Origin of the sequence: Petrotoga sp. 9T1HF07.CasAA.8.2 (assembly GCF_002895585.1) — a bacterium.
GTDB lineage: Bacteria > Thermotogota > Thermotogae > Petrotogales > Petrotogaceae > Petrotoga > Petrotoga mobilis.
This window is the reverse complement of the sequence record NZ_AZRI01000025.1, coordinates 99,059-119,011: the sequence shown is the minus strand read 5'-3', so window position 1 is coordinate 119,011 and position 19,953 is coordinate 99,059. Positions and strand designations below refer to the sequence as shown.

The following is a 19,953-nucleotide window of genomic DNA, read 5'->3' as shown; positions in this document are numbered from 1 at the left end:
TGGGGAAGTAACCATATCTTTCAACTCTCCAGGATGTTTTCCCGTTTCTAAAACCATCCTTGCAGCGCCAAGTAATGTTCTTGCGGCAAATTCAGTGGAAAGCTCTCTAGGTAAACCCATCAGGACACCGCCGTCGGATAAAGCCTCTATCATCATATAGACATATGCTGGTCCGCTCCCGCTTAAAGCCGTTATCGCATCCATTATATCCTCTTCAACCAAATATACCTTTCCAACGCTTTCCAAAATCTCCTTAACCCTTTTCAAGTCATTTTCGTCAACGTTCTTCTTTTTGCTAATAGCAATAACACCTTCACCTACTAAAATAGGGGTGTTGGGCATAGCTCTTATTATCTTTGATGAAGTTGGTAAAGCTTTATCCAAATGGCGCAGACTTACTCCTGCAGCTATTGATATAACTATCTTGTTTTCACAAGAAGAACTTATTTCTTCCAATACTTTGTCTATTACTTGTGGTTTCACAGCTAAAAGAACGATGTCGGATTCTTTCACCGCTTTTGCGTTATCCGAGATAGTTTTTATGTCGGAGTAATTAGAATTTTTTTCAGAATCGTATTCAAAGAGATCTGTTCCGATTATTTGTTCTCTTTTAAGTGTTTTTGTTTGGATTAGACCTTTTACTAACGTGCTCCCCATTTTTCCCAATCCTATTACACACAGTTTTTCATTCATACTATCTAACCTGCCCGTTTCCCAAGATAATATATTTGGTGGTCGTTAATTCGTTGATTCCAATCGGTCCTCGAACATGTAATTTTTGTGTACTTATTCCCATTTCTGCACCAAAACCGAACTCTTCACCATCGGTAAATCTCGTAGAAGCATTGACATAAACCGCAGCAGAGTCTATTTCGTTTAGAAATTTTTGAGCGATCGTATAATTTTCGGTTATAATGGCTTCAGAATGTTTTGTGCTGTACTTGTTTATATGGTTTATCGCTTCTTCAGTGCTATCAACAATTTTTACTGCCATTATGTAATCTAAATATTCAGTTGACCAGTCTTCTTCTTGTGCCGCTTTCATTTGAGGTATTATTTTCAAGGTTTTTTCACAACCTCTTAATTCTACTTTCTTTTCAAAGAGTGTATATATTTTTGGTAGAAACTCTTCCGCTATATCTTTGTGAACCAACAATTTTTCTGCGGCGTTACATACTGATGGTCTGCTTATTTTAGCGTTTTCAACGATTTTTAGTGCCTTTTCGAGATCTGCTTGTCTATCAACATAAACGTGACAGTTTCCAGCCCCCGTTTGTATAACAGGGATCATAGAATTTTCAACGGTATTTTTAATTAAAGATGGTCCGCCTCGAGGTATCAAAACATCGATGTATTCGTACAGTTTCATCAATTCATCAACGGCTTTCCTATCTGTAATCTCAATGAACTGCACTATATCCTTTGAGAAACCAGCTCTTTCAATAGCTTGGTGGATAATTTTTACTAAGGCATTGTTAGAATGAATCGCTTCAGAACCACCTCTTAATACCACACAATTACCAGATTTTATACATAAAGCAGCTGCATCTACTGTTACATTTGGTCTGCTTTCATATATAATGGCGATTACCCCTAAAGGAACTACCATCTTTCCAATCATCAAGCCGTTTGGTCTTTTCCACATCTGAGAGATGTTGCCCACACTACTTTGAAGTTGTGCGACTTTTTGGACACCTTCAGCCATTTTGGTGATTCTTTCCTGGTTCAGTAACAATCTATCTAAAAGACTGCTTGACATCCCAGTGTTTTTAGCCGATTCGACATCCTTTTGGTTTTCTGATATTATATAGTTTTTATTGGCCATTAGCTCTTCCGAAATATAGTTAAGAATTCTGATCTTATCTGTTTCGGAAGAGGAGCTAAATTTTCTTGAAGTATCTTTAGCCTTTTTTGCCTTATTTAAGACATATTCCTGTAAATTCACTATTATACCCTCCCTCTGTCTATCTTTTCCCCGTTCTTTTTTCTATGTTTTTTAATTATATCATAACTTTTTGAATGTGAAAGTAAAGGCAAATCTCACCTTTTTTATATAATTATATTATTTCATGAAATAGTTCTTTTACTTTTGCCTTTAATTCCTTTAATAAGTTTTCTCCTTGGCTCGTAATAGAGTAGTATATTCTTTTTTTACCTTCTACTATTTCAATTCTTTTACTCAGAAGATTTTCTTTCTCCATCTTGTGTAATAAAGGATACAAAGTACCTGGGCTAATATTGTATCCATGCCTTTTTAATTCATAAATCATCCAGCTTCCATAGATTGGAGCTTTTTGTGAATGGTGCAATATATGTATTTGAATCAAACCATTCAAGATTTTATTCAAATATTTATTCTTTTCAATATAATCTTTTGATTCTTTTATGATTATTTCCCCCTTTCTTTTTAATTTAGAGGGTTGCCAAGCTTAGATTTAAGCAGAAAAAGAGTGAAAACGGCTGCACTTTCTACTATCATGGAAAAGACAACCAAACTCACGATTGCGCGATCGTACAAGATTCCCATAACTGCACTACCTATGAACCAAAAAAGGCCAAAGATAGCGTTAAAAAAACCATATGCTGTTCCTCTTTTCTCAGGGGTGACGATATCGGCTACTACAGATTTTAAAATGGATTCCTGGGCACCCATTCCGATTCCCCACAAAATAACACCTAAAATCACTAACAGTGAAGATTCAGATAAAAATGAAAAGGGTGAAAAGAATATTGAGAGGCTGGAGGCAATTATAAGACTTGTAACTCCGACTTTATCGTAAAGGAAGCCGAAGATCAATGCAGAAATAGCATCCACGCCCATAGCTATCGCATACATAAAAGGTATCATAGTTGAATTGAAAATATCAATTCTTTGAAAATGGAACGCCAACAAAGGGAAATCCGCAAAACCTGCAGCAATCAGGGAAATGGCTACTAAATACAACCAGTACGATTTTGATATTCCCTCAAAGTTGATCTTCTCCTCTTTCACTTCAAACTTCTCGGGTTGTGGAAAGTTCAATCTACTAATCAACAACAAAATTAAAGTAATCAATGCAGGTATCAATAATATTGCAAATGCGAATCGGTAATTCGTTAACTCATCTCCAGACTTGAATAATAGAATCAAACTTAAAATAACAGGCCCTGAGACAGCTCCAATTTGATCAAGGACCTCTGCTATGGCAAATCCTTTACCACTTCCCACATTTCGTGCTGCATAAGACATAAGGGTATCTTTCGAAGGCTTTCTTATAGCTTTTCCTGTTCTTTCCATAATTATTAGCATGGCTGCTATTTCCCATCTTCCGGCAAGAGCCAATAAAGGAACAGCAAATAGATCCATTCCATAACCTAAAAATGTGAAAAGCCAATATCTATGAGTTTTATCGCTTAAATAACCCGTTAACAACCTTAAACCATAACCTATGAACTCACCTAAACCTGAAATGATTCCCACCGCTGTAGCACTTGCTCCTAATAAACCTAAATAAGGACCGATTAAACTTCTTGCTCCTTCATGTGTGATGTCTGCGAATAAACTCACAATTCCCATAGCAACTATAAAACCAATAGCTGTTTTTTTCGTTTTAGAACACCTTCCTTTGCTTATTTTTTAAAGATATCTTGGCGAAGTATCCCATACTCATCGAAGCTACTTTTCATTGTGAATAGTATCGTTAGGGTTACGGAGAGAGAGACAGATGTTAAAATGGCTACATAAATGGCAATTTGGTATTTTATAGCTGTTTGTGGAGATGCACCTCCCAAAATCTGACCTGTCATCATTCCAGGAAGATATACGATTCCAACTGTAGCCATGCTCGCTATTGTTGGTCTAAGAGCAGATATCAATGCATTCCTTAAATATGGGAGTGTAGCTTCATAAACTGTGGCCCCATTACCCAAGGCAAAAAAATATCGTTGTTTATTTCTTTCTATATCTTTGTAAAAATTACTGATTCCAATAATATCTCCTGTTAAAGCGTTTCCCAAGAGCATTCCACCTAGGACAACGAAATATCTTGCAGTGAAAATATCATCCAATCTTAAAATTATAAAATCAAAGTAAAAAAGTACAATAAAATTAGAAATTGCAAGGGCAAAAAATACTGGCCAAATGAACCTTTTGAAATTTAAACCGCTGCTACCAATCACTCGAAATACAGCAAAAGAGATCATAAAAAATAACCAGCCTATATTCAACCATGTATAATCAAATTGGAAAAGATAAACTAAAATTAAAGACATGATGAAAAGCTGGATGCTCATTCTGATCGTTGAAATTAGAGTATCTCGGGTAATTTTTAAATTAAAAATATAACTCAAGATAATGGGGAAAAATATTAACAAATACGCCATTGCAAGTGAAAATAAAGAAATATCAGTTGTAGGTTCCATTATTATTCCCTCCCATTTCTATTATATTCAAACCTTCTTTATTTAACCATTCCTGATCATGAGATATTGCGATCAAAGTCCACTCTTTTTTCGATAATAAATATTCTATGACTTTATTTTTCATTTCTCTATCTAAAGAAGAGGTAATCTCATCTAGTAAGTATAATTTTTTGTTTAAAAGTGTAAAAATAGATATCAAAACTCTCTGTTTTTCTCCACCTGAAAGAGATTGGAAGTCTTTATCTAAAATATTTGTTGGTAGTTCAAAAAAATCAAATAATTTTATTAAATTTGATTCTTCAAAAGGTACTTTGAGATTTATTTTATAATTCAATATAGTACGAATTATTTCTCTTACGGTTCCATCAGAAACATCTAATTCCTGCCCGATGTACACAGCATCTCTTCTTAAATCCCATACATTTTTACCATTCAACTCTTCATTTTTGTATAGTAATTGTCCTTCATCTGGTTTAATGAATCCTAAAAGTAGTCTAAAAATAGTGGTTTTTCCGATTCCGGATTTTCCAAAGATAAGAGTTTTACTCCCTTCTTGAACCTTGAGATTAAAATTTCTTAGAACGTACTTATCTTGGAATTTTTTTGAAACATTTTTAAATTCGATCAAAATTATTCCCTCCTTATATCTAATGTCGATATCGGAAATCGATATTGTAATTATAACTCTTTTTTTCAAATTGTCAATAAAGATGTCAGTTTTTTCTATTGTTATGGTATAATTTTCTTTTGGAGGGATAACTATTGGTATTAATCAATTCACTGAAAAAATTGTTATGCCTTTGTACCTGATTACAATTAAAAGTAGTTCTTTATAAATTAGATAATTGTGTCTTAAAATAGCTTTAATAGATAAGTGCTTTGAGAGATTCAAAAAATGATAAAAAGAGGTGTGCAGGGTGATTGAAGAAGAAATTTCAAATAGCATTATTTTGGATATTGTACAACCTTCTATCACCTTTCCAGAAATTAAGTTGGAAAAAGGTAATTCGTTAGGTTTATATACCAGTGAGATTGAATTAATGACCTCATATTTCTTTAAATTAATTTCAGAACCTGAAAAGTACGCAAAAGAAGTTAAAATAAATGGATTTCTTGCAAACGGTATGAATTGGGTGGGAAGATCTTTTACTCATATAGTGGTCCCTCAAATTTGGAAAGATAGTATATACAATATACTTAAAAACAAACCTAAAAGGCGTCATTTGATATTTATAGGAGCAAAAAAGTGTGATATTAATTACGACGAGCTTTCTGACATTTCAACGATCATTTCTTATTATAAAAAGGATTGCAGTATATTAGTGATAAGTGATTCTTTTGAACTATTGCAAGCTACCACAGACAGGGTAGTTAATATGTTGGGAGAACCTATCATATCTGGATCAAAAGATTATTTCAAATGATAATTCAGAAAAAACCACTTTTCAAAGCTAAAATTTTTAAAATTTAGGAGGATTTTGATGGCTTTAACAATAGACAGAGATGAAATCATAGGTACTTTAAAAAGAGAAATACAAGAAATAACAGATATGCAGGAATTTCAAAATCTAAAATCTAAATATTTAGGTAAGAAAGGTTTAATCAAATCTCTAATGAACAGTCTTAAAGATATCGATGATGTAGAATTAAAAAAAGAGTATGGTAAAAGTGTAAATGAACTAAAAGAAGAATTAGAAACCCTTTTTGATGAGAAGTTAAGTGAGTTGAAAGAAAAAGAAAGAGAAGAAAAGGAGAAAAAAAACTGGGTTGATATTACGATTCCTGGGGCTCGTAGAAAGATAGGAAAAGAGAATTTGATCACAAAAACAAGGAAAGAAATTGAAGAAATATTCATCGGAATGGGTTTTTCAGTAGCTGAAGGTCCAGAGATAGAAAATTCTTGGTACAATTTTGATGCGCTTAATACCCCTGAATGGCATCCTGCCAGAGAAATGCAGGATACTTTTTATTTATCTTTGGACAAAGAAAAGTTATTAAGAACACATACTTCTCCCGTTCAAGTGAGAACTATGTTGAAAAGCAAGCCGCCTTTGGCAATAATATCCCCTGGAAGGGTTTACAGAAAAGATGAATTAGACGCCACGCATTCCCCCGTTTTTCATCAGGTAGAAGGGTTGTATGTTGATAGAAATGTTTCCGTTTCTCATTTAAAAATGTATCTTGAAATTTTTGCCCAAAAATTTTTTGGAAATAAAGTTTCTGTATTGTTGCGTCCGAGCTATTTCCCTTTTACCGAACCAAGTTTTGAGGTAGATATCAGTTGTATCTTTTGTGGAGGGAAAGGGTGTAATGTTTGTAAAAATACCGGATGGATAGAAATATTGGGAGCCGGTTTAGTTCATCCAAACGTTTTTCAAAGCGTTAATTACGATCCAAAAGTATGGCAAGGCTTTGCTTTTGGAATGGGGATTGAAAGAGTAGCGATGTTGAAATATAACATTCCAGATATGAGAGAATTATACAAAAACGACATTAGGTTTATAGAAAATTCATAATCAATTATCCGTCATTGGCAAGCAAAATTTTAGAGGGAGGTAACGATGAAAGTATCTTTAAATTGGCTTGAAGATTATATAAAAGTCACAAAAAATATCGAAGAATTAGTAAAAGAAATAAAACTCCACTCGGTAGATGTAGAAGGTTTTGAAAAAGCGGGGAATAATCTTAATAATATAACAGTTGGAGAGATTATGGAAATAACCCCACTTGAAAATGCTGATAATTTAGTAGTTTGTAAGATAGACGTAGGGAAAGATATCAAAAATATAGTCACCGGGGATCTTACAGTTAAGATTAGAGAAAAAGTTCCAGTTGCACTTCCTGGGGCAACTTTAGCAAACAATATAAAAATAGAAGAACGAGAATTCAAGGGAGTTATCTCTGAGGGAATGATGTGTTCTTTGAAGGAATTAGGTATATCTGGGGATGCGGATAAAATTTACAGAATAGTGGATGACGTTCCGAATGGAACGGATTTTGTAAAATTTTTTGATCTTTATGACCAAATTTTGGAATTAGATATACTTCCCAATAGGCCTGATTTACTGTCTTACTTAGGTGTTGCCAAAGAGTTAGAAACAATAGATTGTGGTGTGGGATTTAATTTACCTGACTATATAAAAATTAGTAAGGGTGAGGGGTTTCCGGTAAGAATAGAATATGAAAAATGTAATCGATATATGGCAACAGTTGTAAAAGATATAAAAGTTGGTCCATCCCCAATGTGGCTGGTTAAAAGGTTAGGAAGGTCAGGAATAAGAAGTATAAATAATATTGTAGACATAACAAACTATGTAATGTTAGAGACAGGTCACCCCATCCATGCATTCGATTTAGATCTTATAGGTGACCAAATAGTAGTTAGAAAAGCTAAAAAAGGCGAAAAAATCCTGCTTTTGGATGGTAAAGAGTACACCATGGAAGGGGAAGAAACACTTATAACCGATGGTGACAACATAATTGCACTTGGTGGCATAATGGGGGGAGAATTAAGCGGCATCAATGAAAATACGAAAGATATCTTATTAGAAGTTGCCCATTTCGATCCTGTCAATATAAGAAAGTCCTCTACTTACCATAAGATAACCTCTGATTCTTCGTATCGTTTTGAAAGAGGAGTTGATCCAAACGATAGTGAGATGGTTATGGGGAGATTGATTAAATTGATTAACGAATTGGCAGGAGGAAAGGTAGAAGGAGCTACAACGGATATATATCCTAAGCCTATAGAAAATAAAGAAATATTGATTAAAAAAAGTTTTATAAACGATAGGTTGGGGAAAGACTTAGCAGAAAAAGAAATTGAACAAATATTAAAAAAATTAGATTTCTCTTTCACAATAGTGGAAAAAAGTTCGCAGCAGAAGGCAATGGAAGATGTAGTCAAGATGATTGATTTACCTTGGGATATAATAGATGAAGAATGGAACGTTTCTATTCCCACAAAAAGGCCAGATATTACCCAAGATATTGATCTCGTTGAAGAGGTTGGTAGAGTTTACGGTTACTCAAAAATTCAGCCTGCTTTCCCAAATCTAAATGGATTGATAGGAAGTAAGAGAGATTTTGTTTCTTTTAAAGAGAAAGTAGCGAATATTATGTTGGCTAACGGTTATCATGAGGCAAAGACCTTTCCGTTGAACAATGGCAACAGAATGTGGATGGAAAACGAATTGGAGTTAAGATTGATTAATCCTATCTCCTCAGAATTAGAATACATGTCATCCAAATTGATATATGGTTTGTTAGATTCAGTTTCTTTTAATTATAGAAACCAAACAAAAGATATAAAAATGTTCGAAATTGATAAAGTTTTCCAAGCAGATAAAGACAGTGAAACAGGTGCAAAGGAGTTTACTAATCTCGCCTTTGTGTCAACAGGGAGAGAAAATAATGATGATTTCACGGATAAGAGAGAGGTTACATTTTATTCTGTAAAAGGTGCTTTAGAAAACTTATTAAATGAATTTCATGTGAAAGTAGAATACGTAAGAAGTGATCAACCTGGTTTTTTGAAAGCTCAAAGTGCTCGTCTATTTATCAACAACGAAGAAATTGGTTTTTTAGGTCTACTTGATCCGGTGATAGCCGATAATTATTACGAAATAAAAGACCCTATATATATCTGTGAGATAAATTTGGATAAAATATTTGAAGGTAAGAAAGAAATAAAAAGGGAATTCAGAAAAGTAGATTTTCCTGCTATCAAAAGAGAGTATTCTATGATTGTTCCTATAAACATCGAATTTAAAGAGATTCAAGAAATAATAATAAGTGTGGCAGATATCGTAGAAGATTTTAAAATTTTTGATGTTTACAGAGGAAAAAATATAGAAGAAGATAAAACAAGTATTACCGTTTCAATAGTTTATAGATCAGAAAATAAAACTTTGACAGAAGAAGAAGTCAATCAAGTCGAAAGATCTATTTTAGAAAGTTTGAACAATAAAGGGATCAAACTTCGAGAATCCTAGGCATACCATACACATAGACAAAGAAAGGAGAAAGAGATGCAAAGAAATGTCACGAGTTACTTAATAATGTTGAATGTTTTGATATTTATAATGATGTTTTTATTTGGTGGTTTTAGCGCTTTTTCTAACCCACGTATATACATACTTTTTGGTGCACAATTGGGTAATTTAATCACAGCCGGAGAATGGTTCAGATTGATTACATCAATGTTTGTTCATGGTGGGTTATTTCACATATTTTTCAATATGATCGCTTTATTTTACGTGGGTAACATAGTTGAAAGGGCTTATGGAAAAGAAAGATTTATCTCAATATACATGTTATCAGGTATTTTTGGTAATCTTTTAACCCACTTATTTTTACCTAGTGCAATCTCTGTAGGAGCATCAGGTGCGATATTCGGATTGATAGGACTACTTTTTGGGGCGGGATTTAGGCACGATACCCCAACTATATTGAGACCTGTAACAGGGACCGCTTTACTCCCAATTATCTTAATAAACGTGATCTGGGGATTCTTACCAGGTGCTAATATAAACAATTTTGCACATTTAGGAGGATTAGGAATAGGTTTTACCTTTGGTTGGTTAACACCTATAAGGTACACAAAGAGGAGTTACCAAGGGTGGAGAACGCTTTCTTACTTGTCTTACGGATTAATTATTGCAAGTTTTGTTTTACTTTTGATATTCGATTTTAGATACTACATATTTTAATTAAAACTCTTTTTTGAGGTGATGTATTTGACCATAGATGATTTGGTTGGTAAAAATGTCATAGAAGAAAGTATCAAAAAGATTTATGAAAAGGATAAAGAAATAAATTCAGTTTTGAGAATAGAAAAGGTAGAAGGGAATAAAGATGGCGACTATTTTGGCCTACCTTTTTTGGTCAAGGATAACATTTTAGTTGAAGGAACTAAAACAACAAACGGTTCTAAAATCCTTGAAAATTATAATTCTCCTTATACCGCAACTGCCGTTGAAAGGCTTTTAAAAGCAGGTTTTACAGTGGTAGGGAAAACTAATATGGACGAGTTTGCCATGGGTAATACCAACGAACATTCAGCCTTTGGAGCTGTAAGAAATCCTAAGGATTTGGCACGAGTCCCGGGGGGTAGTAGTGGAGGTTCAGCTGCAGCTGTAGCAGCAGGGTACGTTCCATTTTCTCTAGGATCCGATACCGGAGGCTCAGTAAGACAACCTGCCGCTTTTTGTGGTGTTGTTGGATTTAAGCCGTCATACGGTATGATATCACGATACGGTTTAACCGCTTTTTCATCTTCATTGGATCAAATAGGTGTTTTTGCAAATAATGTTAAGGACGTTAGAACTGTTACAGAAATTATGAAAGGAAAAGATCCCAAGGATTCAACCACGTTGGAGCACGATAAAGATCTGGTAAAAGATGTAGATATAGATTTATCCAAAACCAAAATTTGCATTCCAAAGGTTGTTTACCATGAAAATGCAGATAATAATGTAATAAAACAATTTGAAAGGGCTATTAACTTTTTGAGAAGCAAAGGAGCAATAGTTGACGTAAAAGACATACCGGAACTTGAATATTCAGTAGCAATTTATTATATAATAGCCCCTGCTGAAGCTTCATCCAATCTTTCAAGATACGATGGTGTCAAATATGGGTTGAGGAACGATGCCTTAGGTTTGAATAGAATGTATAAATCTACTAGAGAAGTTGGTTTTGGTATGGAAGTAAAAAGAAGAATAATGATGGGAACTTTTAATCTATCTTCTCTTTATTACGATCAATATTACTCAAAAGCCTCAAAAGTAAGAAAATTGTTGAGTGACAAAATAAAGGAAGTTTTAAACGATTATAATTTGATAATGACCCCCACATCTCCTGTTCTCCCACCAAAGATAGGGGAAAAGTTAAAACCTTTAGATTATTATTTAATGGATATTTTTACAATCCCTGCGAATTTAAATGGATCACCTGCCATAAGTATTCCTTTTGGTGATGTCCAAGGGTTACCTTTTGGTATACAATTCATTGGTCGATATATGAAGGATGAGGAATTATTAACTATAGCAGACAATTTCTTTAAAGAGACCTCCAGGGAGTTGAAAAATTATGTATAAAACCATTATAGGATTAGAAATACACGTCCAATTACTAACAAAATCCAAAGCCTTTTGTTCATGTAGTACAGAGCATTATGAAGCTGAGCCGAATATTAATATTTGTCCAGTATGTACAGGCCAACCTGGAACGTTGCCGGTATTAAACGAGGAAGCGCTTAAACTTGCGATAAAAGCTGGATTAATATTAAATGGACGTATAAATAAGTTTTCTAGGTTCGATAGAAAGAATTATTTTTACCCCGATTTGCCAAAGGGTTATCAAATTACGCAGTATTTTCATCCCATAGTAAGTGGAGGATACATAGACGTTGAAGGCAAAAAGATAAGAATAAGAAGGATGCATATGGAAGAAGATACGGCTAAGATGCTTCATGAAGGGGATCAGATTTCCTATGCTCAAGAAAGTTTAATCGATTTTAATAGGGCAGGCATACCTCTTTTAGAAATTGTAACCGAGCCGGATATAGAGACTCCTAAACAGGCAAGGATATTTATGGAGAAATTAAGAAATTTGCTTAGATACGCTGATATTTCAACGGGTGATATGGAAAAAGGAGCTTTGAGATGTGATGCAAATATTTCTATTCTCAACCAAAAAAACGAAGAAATAAGTAAAAGGGTAGAGATTAAGAATATAAACTCATTCAAATTTGTAGAAAAAGCGTTAGAATATGAAAGAGATAGGATTATTAATAATTTAGAAGAAGGTCGAGAGTTAATACAAGAAACGAGAGGGTGGGATGCCAACAAAAAAGAGACATTTTCGATGAGAACAAAAGAAGAAGAGATGGACTACAGATATTTTCCTGAACCAGATCTCCCCATCCTAATTTTGAACGATGAACTTATTGAAACAGTAAAAAAACTCATTCCTGAAATGCCAGAAGAGAAGACTAAAAGGTTTGTTGCACAGTACAACATACCTGAATATGACGCACAAATTCTCTCTTCAGACAAAGAGTTAGCTGATTATTATGAAAGATGCGTAGAATTGACTAAGGATGCCAAATTTGTTAGTAATTTTATCTTAACTGAGTTATTAAGAGAGATGAAAGAAAATGAGGATAGTATCGAAAATGTAAAAATTAAACCCGAGCATTTTGCGGAATTAAAAATGCTTTTAGATACAAATACAATTTCAACAAAGATCGCTAAAGATATTTTTCCCCAGATGTATAGAACAGGTGATAGCCCCAAACTGATCGTTGAAAAGAAAGGCTTAAAACAAATAGAAAATGAAGATGAGTTAAGAAAAATAATTGAAAATGTTTTAAAAGAAAATCCCGATAGTGTTGAAAAGTATAAGAATGGTAAAAAGAAACTTTTGGGATTTTTTGTTGGCGAAGTTATGAAGCAAACAAAGGGCAAAGCTAACCCTCAAAAAACGAACGAAATACTCAATGAATTACTTGAAGATAATTGAAAATCATCACGAGGTGATGATCCTTGAGAAAATTGTATTTTATCGGATTTTTTATGTTTATTTCAACAATACTTTTATCTTATGTAGGGTACACTCCCTTCGGTCCAGAGATAGAAAATAAAGGTGCGACCTTTACACTGTCTACATCGTCTTTTGAAGATTTTGGATTAGAGATCGGTTATTCCGATTACCACTCTTTATATATAGAAAATAAACTCTTCAACAGGACGATAAAACTGAAAACTGGAGAGTCTTTTTTTAATGTGTTTGTGAATGTACCAGTATACAACAGTGAATTTGGTGTAGGATATGAGTACAAACTTGAAAATAATTTTTTAGGAGTTTTGACAGTAAAAAATTTTCAAAGAGTTGAGGTTAAAAATGTCGACCACGATATATATAACTTCACTCAAGCTAAGTTCAATGCCCCTTCATATGCTATAGGAAATTTATTTCTTTTTAACAATAAAAATATAAATCTATTTGAAGTAAAAGCTCGAATATATAGGCCTATAGAAATACCAATTAGTTTAGGTTATTCAAATGGTTTCTATTTAAATGTTCCTCTCGTTAACCTAGACAGCTACTATGTAGATACAATCGACGTAGGAGCAGCGTTAATACAACAAAAATGGTACCCAAATATTGGATTTTCAGTTCCAATGAATATATTCGATCAGCAGTTGCATCTTGGTACAAGAATAGCTTTTGGTCAAGATTTTTTTTACGAATTTTATATTTATAATGAAAATCTTAAGTTGCCTCTACTTTTTTCGTTCAACGAAAAAGGAGGAGGTTTGTTTTTTGAATTCTAATTATATTGCATTATATTTACACATACCTTTTTGTGTGAGGAGATGCCTTTATTGTGACTATGTATCTACAACCGATTTATCCTTAAAAGAAGAATATTTTAACGCATTATACAAAGAAATCGCTTTGAAAGGTAAAAAATTAAAAGATAGGAAGGTTAGAACGATTTATTTTGGAGGTGGAACCCCATCTTTTACTGAGGAAGAGTTTATTTTGCAAACCTTTCGTTCATTACAAGAAAATATGGATTTATCTGATTTAAAGGAATTCACGATAGAGGTAAATCCAGAAAGTGTTGATGAGAAAAAAGTGCAGTTTTACAAAGAAATAGGGATTAACAGAATATCTATGGGGTTCCAGAGTACTTCTGATAAGATATTAAAAACCGTGGGAAGAGCCCATGATTTTAATAAAGGCTTAGAATCTTATAAACTTTTGGCATCTTTTTATGATAATATAAATGTGGATTTTATTCTTGGATTACCTTATGAAAATTTTGAAACGGTTAATAGTAATTTAGAGTTTATAGAAAAGATGAAACCCTCTCATATTTCTTATTATTTATTGGATTCTTCACACGATACTCCTTTAAAACATTTTCTTGAAACCAAGGAAATGAAACTTCCGGATGAAGACTTTGTATATGAACTTCTTGATTATATCTATGATCAATTGGAAAAATTAGAATATAACAGATATGAAATTTCAAGTTGGTCTCTACCCAACAAAGAATGTATGCACAATAAATTTTATTGGTATAACCTAGATTATGTAGGATTTGGGGTTTCCGCAGGAGGGCATATCAACAACGAAAGATATGTCAATACTTCAGATGTTAAAGCATATATTACAAAATTAAATAATGAGGAACTTCCATACGACACAAAAAATGTGAACGATGAGTTTACCGAATTGATAGAAACCCTTTTTTTGTCTTTGAGACTAACAAGGGGAATAACCTATGATTCTTTGGTACAAAGGTTCCCCAAAAATTTGGTTGACAATGTCTTAAATCAGTTAAAAAAGAATTTGGAAGAGTATATATCTATTGATGATTCTATTAAATTAACTACAAAAGGCTTGAATTTTTCAAGGTATGTTTTTGAGAATTTGTTAGAGGTATCTCCAACTTAAGGGAGGCTTATTTTTGGGTAAAAAGGACGAAGTTGAAAATTATTTGAAGAATAAAAATTTTAATGATCCCAACTTATTCAAAGAAAGGAAAGATTGGGACAGATATTTTATGGAAGTAGCGGATTTGGTAAGTAAAAGGTCCACCTGTTTGCATAGAAAGGTTGGAGCCGTAATAGTTAAAGAAAAAAGGATCTTAGCGACTGGTTACAATCAACCGCCATCTGGTTTTCCCCATTGCGATGATATAGGCTGCATAAGGGACGATTTGGGTATAAAAAGTGGAGAAAACCAAGAGATTTGTTATGGCCTTCATGCAGAACAAAATGCCTTGATGCAAGCTGCTAAATTTGGGATTAGTACTGATAACGCATCAATTTATATCACACATCAACCTTGTTCCGTATGTGCCAGGTTGATAATAAACGCTGGAATAAAAAAGGTTTATTATAGAGAAGGCTATCCGGATAGTCTAACACAATTGTTTTTTGATACGTGTAACATACAATCAAAAATTGTCGAATGATCAAAATAAATATCAAAATGGAAAGGTGGGATAAAATGCCTGTAGAGAGATACTTTAAATATTTAAGAAAAGACAGAATGACTCACGTCTGGTGCCCAGGATGTGGTAATGGAATAATAATGAAAAATTTTGTGGAAGCGGTCGATAATTTAGGTTTAGATAAAAATAAGGTGGCAGTTGTATCGGGTATAGGATGTTCTTCAAGAGTCACCGGGTACTTAGATTTTAACACTATGCACACGCTTCATGGAAGGGCTATTGCCTTTGCCACTGGGGTTAAATTAGCAAAGCCAGAGTTTAATGTGGTAGTAATGGGTGGAGATGGAGATATACTGGCAATAGGTGGAAATCATTTTATTCACGCTTGCCGTAGAAACATGGATCTAACAGTTATTATATTCAACAATTCTATTTATGGAATGACAGGTGGGCAATATTCACCTGAAACACCTGCCGGAACCTACGCTTCAACTTCCCCTTATGGGAATTTAGAAAACGAGTTTGATGCAGTTAATCTTGCTATAACTTCTGGTGCCACTTACGTCGCTAGATCAACCGTTTTCCATTACATGTTATCCGTTAAATACATAGAAAACGCCTTAAAGCATAAAGGTATGTCGGTTGTTGAAATAGTTACAAATTGTCATACTTATTATGGGAGATACAACAAAATGACGGAACCTACCCAAATGTTGCAATATTTTAAAGATAACTCCGTAATGCTAAGCAAAGCCAAAAATATGGATGAAAATGACTTGAAAGATAAGATTATAATAGGTGAATTTCTGAATGTTGAAAAAGAAGGGTACGTTGATAGGTATGAAAAATTAAGGAAAAAATTGGTTTCACAGGAGGTATCGCCGAAGTGAGTAGTTTAATTAGTACACCTAATTCGGTCAGATTCAGTGGAGAAGCCGGTCAAGGTAACATCTTAATGGGAATAATATTTGCAAAAGCACTGGTGAAAGAAGGATTTTGGGTTGTTCAATCCCAGCATTATGGTGCACAGGTAAGAGGAGGACTTTCTTATTGTGATGTGCTTTTTGATCAAGAACCTATAGATTATCCTGAAGCTAAAAATTTTGATATATTGTATTTGATGCATAATGTTGGTTTAAATCATATTGGAAATCTTAAAAGAAATGGCATTTTATTCTACGATGAAAAATTCGTTGAAAGTATACCTCAGTATGTAGAAAGAATCACCAAGAAAATAATCAAGGTTCCAGCTTCACAAATAGCAATAGAAGAATTCTCAAACAAAAATGTCGCAAATATGGTAGGATTAGGGGTTCTTTGCTCAGTAACTCAGATAATAAGTTTGGAAAGTCTTATAGAAGAAGTCAAATTGAACGTATCGAAAAATTATATAGAGATTGATGAAAAAGCCATCAAAATTGGCTATGATTTGTGCAAAAAAAGGTATCCGTTAGAATCAACTAAAATGTATAAAAAATTAGGGAAAGGTTATGAATAAAAATAATCAAAATAGAAGTCTAAAAAAAAGTTTTTCTTACGCATTGCAAGGGCTCATCGAAATTTATAAATCTCAAAGAAACTTTAGAATACAAAGTTTAATAGGACTGATAGTATTAATTGTTGCTATTTTTGCCAACTTAACTCAAGTAGAGTTTATACTTTTAATATTCACAGTCATGCTGGTGCTGATCATGGAAACAGTGAATACTGTAACAGAACAACTGTTGGATTTTCTTCATCCTTTTTATAGCTCTTCGGTAAAGATAATCAAAGATGTTTCTGCTGCATCGGTTTTTATAACTTCCATCTTCGCAGTTGCAATTGGAATAATTATCTTCGGTCATGCTTTTTTCAATCTGAACCCTAAATATGGTATAATTTTAGCAATAGTTTTTTTGCTTTTTTTGAATTTATGTGGCTTTATATATAAAAAAAGAGAAAAATAATGAGGAGGAAGATACTTGGATCAGATAAGGGTCTTAATAGTTGATGACTCTGCTTTCATGCGAATGGTTCTAAAAGACATTATAGATAAAGAACCTGACATGAAGGTAGTTGGATTGGCTAAAGATGGAGTTGAAGCTGTAGAAAAAGCTTTATCCTTAACACCAGACGTGATTACTTTAGATGTTGAAATGCCTAAAAAGAATGGACTCGATGCTTTAAGTGAGATAATGTTAAAATCTCCAACAAGGGTTATTATGGTGAGCAGTTTAACTTCAAAAGAGGCCTCTATTACGATAGAATGTTTAGAAAAGGGAGCTTTTGATTTCATTCAAAAACCGGCTGGGAGTACTTCTTGGACTATAAGAGACGTTCAGGATGAATTATTGAGAAAGATAAGAGAAAGTATGAATGTCTCAATAGAAAAATTGAAAAGTATTCATTTTGTCGAAACCAAAAAAGTAAAGAAAAGTAATAGAGTAAATATTTTGGGAGAAAAAGTTTTATTGATAGCAAGTTCAACAGGAGGTCCTCGTTCTTTAGATGTTATAATTCCGCAACTACCTGAAAATTTAAATGTTCCTATAATTATTGTTCAACATATGCCCGCAGGTTTCACAGCTTCTTTAGCTTATAGATTAGATAAAATTTCAAATTTAAAGGTGAAAGAAGCCGAAGATGGTGAATTTTTACAAAAGAATGTTGTATACATTGCTCCAGGGGATTTTCATTTAGGTTTAAAGCAGGAGGATCATAAAATTAAGTTGTTTTTAGATCAAAGCGATAAAATTAATAACGTAAGGCCTTCCGCTGATTTTACTTTTGATTTAGCTGCTGAGATTTTTAAAGAAAATTCAGTCGCAGTTATTTTGACAGGAATGGGAAGAGACGGTGCAAAAGGGGCATTTAAAGTTAAACATTACGGTGGGAAGGTTATAGCGGAGTCTAAAGAAACTTCCGTAGTTTATGGAATGCCGAAAATCGTCGCACAAGAAGGTTATGCGGATTTTGTTCTTCCCAATTACGATATTGCAGAAAAGATATTAGAAATCTTAATTGATCAATCAAGGGGGATAAAAAGATGAGTAAAAGGGTAATTCAGCGGTTAATAATTTTTGGCTTTTTATTTCTCTCTTTTACTACCTTTGCAAAAACGCTTTATTTTCAATGGAGAGAGGTAGATCCGGCTTACTATTTTGAAGATGGAGAAAATCTATATGTTAATTTAAAAGTCATTTCTGAAAAGAGTGGAAGAACTTTAGATGTATATAATGATACCTTGATTTATGTAAAAGATAGTAAATGGAACGTTTTCATTTTTCCTCAGAATAGTTTAGCAATTATTAACAGCACCGAATCTATTCGTTTCGATCCAAATGATCTAAAAGTGGTTGATGGAGAAATTTATATAACTACAGAATTGATAGCGAAGTTGATCAACTTAGAACTAATTTCTAATGATTCTGCTGTTTACTTGAACTTGCCGCTAACTCAAGTAAGTTCAATAAAAACAATCATACAGAAAACTGATGCCAGAATAATAATAGAACTTTCTTCAAGTCCTGAAGATGTTGGAATATACCCTTTAGTTAATAAATCCGGATATTTAATAAAGATAAAAGGAGCCGAAATCCCTGATTCTTATTACTATGAAGAATACAACAATAAGATCAATTACATAAAGGCATATCACTATTCACCAACAGAAGTTTGGATACAAGTAAAACTGAACAACTCCGCTGATTTAGAAGAATTAATTGAAGAAAATAGAATCATATTAGACCTTTCTTTTAAAGATACAATTACCTTGCCTGTTTTAGTCTTGGATCCAGGTCATGGGGGAATAGATCCGGGAGCTGTTGGTCCTAACCAAACTTTTGAAAAAGATATTACTTTAAAAGTAGCAAAAAGAGCTCAGGAACTTTTGAAACCGTACAGTGTTAACGTTTATTTGACTAGGACAAATGATGTATACGTTGATTTACACGATAGAGCAGTTTTTTCTAATGAAAAAGGTGCAGATTTATTCGTTAGTTTACACTTGAATGATTATCCTCAAGATACAACAGTTTATGGATCGGAGGTTTACTATTTTGATTTTTCAGAAAGCGCATATGCGAGAAGAATAGCCTATCGGGAAAATTTGGATTTTAATACTGATAAGACTCTCATAGAAACATGGGTAACGGATAAAGAAAACAGTCTAGATGAAAGCGAGAAGTTTGCTAATATATTGGGAAATTATTTGAATGTAAATGGAGTTAAACTTAGGGGAGTTTATACTGCGGAGTTTGCTGTTTTGGCTTATACTAGAAGCCCCGCTGTTTTATTTGAAATGGAATTTATCAGTAACCCTAAAGTAGTAGATGAGTTTACGAGTGGAAAATATGTGGATGTTTTTGCTGAAATTATTAAAAATGCAGTTATTGATTTTTTTAGCCTAAAATAAAACATTGGGGGGATACCCCCCAAGACCCCCCTAGAACCTTTAAATCTATTTTAAGAGTTGGGAGGACATTTTCAAAGACTTGGGCCATTGAAAACCAAACCCCCAAAGACCAAAAACAAAAAACAACAAGAGTTAAAATCTAGGTTTGGGAGTTCACCAAACGGGGATACCCCCCAAGACCCCC

At 33.5% G+C, this 19,953-nt stretch carries 20 protein-coding genes; 14 read left to right on the top strand and 6 right to left on the bottom strand.

Features of this window, described 5'->3' with window-relative positions:
* From proC to X925_RS05505, 6 genes are all read right to left on the bottom strand, one after another.
* On the bottom strand, positions 1–693 hold a 693-nt coding region (gene proC / locus X925_RS05530), incomplete at its 3' end, for a pyrroline-5-carboxylate reductase (RefSeq protein ID WP_121959355.1).
* A gap of 1 nt (position 694) precedes the next feature.
* Entirely contained in the window at positions 695–1,945 is a 1,251-nt protein-coding gene (locus tag X925_RS05525) for a glutamate-5-semialdehyde dehydrogenase (RefSeq protein ID WP_012208070.1), read from the bottom strand.
* A 112-nt stretch (positions 1,946–2,057) separates the two neighbouring features.
* Complete coding sequence (locus X925_RS05520) at positions 2,058–2,348, bottom strand: PadR family transcriptional regulator (protein ID WP_233186693.1); 291 nt, start codon at positions 2,346–2,348, stop codon at positions 2,058–2,060.
* A gap of 59 nt (positions 2,349–2,407) precedes the next feature.
* Positions 2,408–3,556 carry an MFS transporter gene (locus tag X925_RS05515; protein WP_103065384.1) on the bottom strand — a complete coding sequence of 383 codons (1,149 nt, stop codon included), beginning with the start codon at positions 3,554–3,556 and terminating at the stop codon, positions 2,408–2,410.
* A gap of 53 nt (positions 3,557–3,609) precedes the next feature.
* On the bottom strand, positions 3,610–4,401 hold the full coding sequence (locus X925_RS05510) for an ABC transporter permease (RefSeq protein WP_121959354.1): 792 nt from the start codon (positions 4,399–4,401) through the stop codon (positions 3,610–3,612).
* Positions 4,385–5,029, bottom strand: a complete 645-nt coding sequence (locus X925_RS05505; protein WP_158245425.1) for an ATP-binding cassette domain-containing protein — start codon at positions 5,027–5,029, stop codon at positions 4,385–4,387. Before X925_RS05505 ends, X925_RS05510 begins: the two co-directional genes overlap by 17 nt.
* Positions 5,030–5,318: 289 nt before the next feature.
* On the opposite strand from X925_RS05505, the gene X925_RS05500 reads away from it, so the two are divergent.
* From X925_RS05500 to X925_RS05435, 14 genes are read left to right on the top strand one after another with little or no spacing between them, the layout of a single operon-like run.
* Positions 5,319–5,825: a hypothetical protein gene (locus X925_RS05500; protein ID WP_121959352.1), complete on the top strand. Its 507-nt coding sequence runs from the start codon at positions 5,319–5,321 to the stop codon at positions 5,823–5,825.
* 57 nt (positions 5,826–5,882) lie between these two features.
* A complete protein-coding gene (locus tag X925_RS05495) occupies positions 5,883–6,917 on the top strand; it encodes a phenylalanine--tRNA ligase subunit alpha (protein ID WP_121959351.1) in 1,035 nt (344 codons plus the stop codon).
* A 45-nt stretch (positions 6,918–6,962) separates the two neighbouring features.
* Entirely contained in the window at positions 6,963–9,395 is a 2,433-nt protein-coding gene (gene pheT / locus X925_RS05490; RefSeq protein WP_121959350.1) for a phenylalanine--tRNA ligase subunit beta, read from the top strand.
* 36 nt (positions 9,396–9,431) lie between these two features.
* A complete protein-coding gene (locus X925_RS05485) occupies positions 9,432–10,112 on the top strand; it encodes a rhomboid family intramembrane serine protease (RefSeq protein WP_103065381.1) in 681 nt (226 codons plus the stop codon).
* 27 nt (positions 10,113–10,139) lie between these two features.
* Positions 10,140–11,501 carry an Asp-tRNA(Asn)/Glu-tRNA(Gln) amidotransferase subunit GatA gene (gene gatA, locus X925_RS05480; protein ID WP_199171493.1) on the top strand — a complete coding sequence of 454 codons (1,362 nt, stop codon included), beginning with the start codon at positions 10,140–10,142 and terminating at the stop codon, positions 11,499–11,501.
* Positions 11,491–12,927 (top strand): Asp-tRNA(Asn)/Glu-tRNA(Gln) amidotransferase subunit GatB, encoded by a 1,437-nt coding sequence (gatB, locus tag X925_RS05475; protein WP_369973997.1) that lies wholly within the window; start codon positions 11,491–11,493, stop codon positions 12,925–12,927. Before gatA ends, gatB begins: the two co-directional genes overlap by 11 nt.
* A gap of 23 nt (positions 12,928–12,950) precedes the next feature.
* Positions 12,951–13,742, top strand: coding sequence for a hypothetical protein (locus X925_RS05470; RefSeq protein WP_103065378.1), 792 nt, complete (start codon positions 12,951–12,953; stop codon positions 13,740–13,742).
* Positions 13,732–14,874: a radical SAM family heme chaperone HemW gene (gene hemW / locus X925_RS05465; protein ID WP_158245424.1), complete on the top strand. Its 1,143-nt coding sequence runs from the start codon at positions 13,732–13,734 to the stop codon at positions 14,872–14,874. The genes X925_RS05470 and hemW overlap by 11 nt, the downstream gene beginning before the upstream one ends.
* A 13-nt stretch (positions 14,875–14,887) precedes the next feature.
* A complete protein-coding gene (locus X925_RS05460; protein WP_199171491.1) occupies positions 14,888–15,397 on the top strand; it encodes a dCMP deaminase family protein in 510 nt (169 codons plus the stop codon).
* Between the two features lie 35 nt (positions 15,398–15,432).
* Positions 15,433–16,266, top strand: coding sequence for a 2-oxoacid:ferredoxin oxidoreductase subunit beta (locus X925_RS05455; RefSeq protein WP_103065376.1), 834 nt, complete (start codon positions 15,433–15,435; stop codon positions 16,264–16,266).
* A complete protein-coding gene (locus X925_RS05450; protein ID WP_121514413.1) occupies positions 16,263–16,874 on the top strand; it encodes a 2-oxoacid:acceptor oxidoreductase family protein in 612 nt (203 codons plus the stop codon). Before X925_RS05455 ends, X925_RS05450 begins: the two co-directional genes overlap by 4 nt.
* Positions 16,867–17,322, top strand: coding sequence for a diacylglycerol kinase (locus X925_RS05445; RefSeq protein WP_121514412.1), 456 nt, complete (start codon positions 16,867–16,869; stop codon positions 17,320–17,322). The genes X925_RS05450 and X925_RS05445 overlap by 8 nt, the downstream gene beginning before the upstream one ends.
* 57 nt (positions 17,323–17,379) lie before the next feature.
* On the top strand, positions 17,380–18,405 hold the full coding sequence (locus X925_RS05440) for a chemotaxis response regulator protein-glutamate methylesterase (protein ID WP_369973996.1): 1,026 nt from the start codon (positions 17,380–17,382) through the stop codon (positions 18,403–18,405).
* The gene (locus X925_RS05435) at positions 18,402–19,769 is read left to right on the top strand and encodes an N-acetylmuramoyl-L-alanine amidase (RefSeq protein ID WP_121959347.1); all 1,368 of its coding nucleotides are present in this window, start codon (positions 18,402–18,404) and stop codon (positions 19,767–19,769) included. The genes X925_RS05440 and X925_RS05435 overlap by 4 nt, the downstream gene beginning before the upstream one ends.
* Positions 19,770–19,953 lie beyond the last annotated feature (184 nt).

What these genes read in the sequence shown, in the direction of transcription:
- X925_RS05515 (WP_103065384.1), bottom strand. Translation starts at nt 3,556, where the DNA reads ATGGGAATTGTGAGTTTATTCGCAGACATCACACATGAAGGAGCAAGA.
- X925_RS05510 (WP_121959354.1), bottom strand. Translation starts at nt 4,401, where the DNA reads ATGGAACCTACAACTGATATTTCTTTATTTTCACTTGCAATGGCGTAT.
- X925_RS05495 (WP_121959351.1), top strand. Translation starts at nt 5,883, where the DNA reads ATGGCTTTAACAATAGACAGAGATGAAATCATAGGTACTTTAAAAAGA.
- pheT (WP_121959350.1), top strand. Translation starts at nt 6,963, where the DNA reads ATGAAAGTATCTTTAAATTGGCTTGAAGATTATATAAAAGTCACAAAA.
- X925_RS05485 (WP_103065381.1), top strand. Translation starts at nt 9,432, where the DNA reads ATGCAAAGAAATGTCACGAGTTACTTAATAATGTTGAATGTTTTGATA.
- X925_RS05455 (WP_103065376.1), top strand. Translation starts at nt 15,433, where the DNA reads ATGCCTGTAGAGAGATACTTTAAATATTTAAGAAAAGACAGAATGACT.
- X925_RS05445 (WP_121514412.1), top strand. Translation starts at nt 16,867, where the DNA reads ATGAATAAAAATAATCAAAATAGAAGTCTAAAAAAAAGTTTTTCTTAC.
- X925_RS05440 (WP_369973996.1), top strand. Translation starts at nt 17,380, where the DNA reads ATGCGAATGGTTCTAAAAGACATTATAGATAAAGAACCTGACATGAAG.
- X925_RS05435 (WP_121959347.1), top strand. Translation starts at nt 18,402, where the DNA reads ATGAGTAAAAGGGTAATTCAGCGGTTAATAATTTTTGGCTTTTTATTT.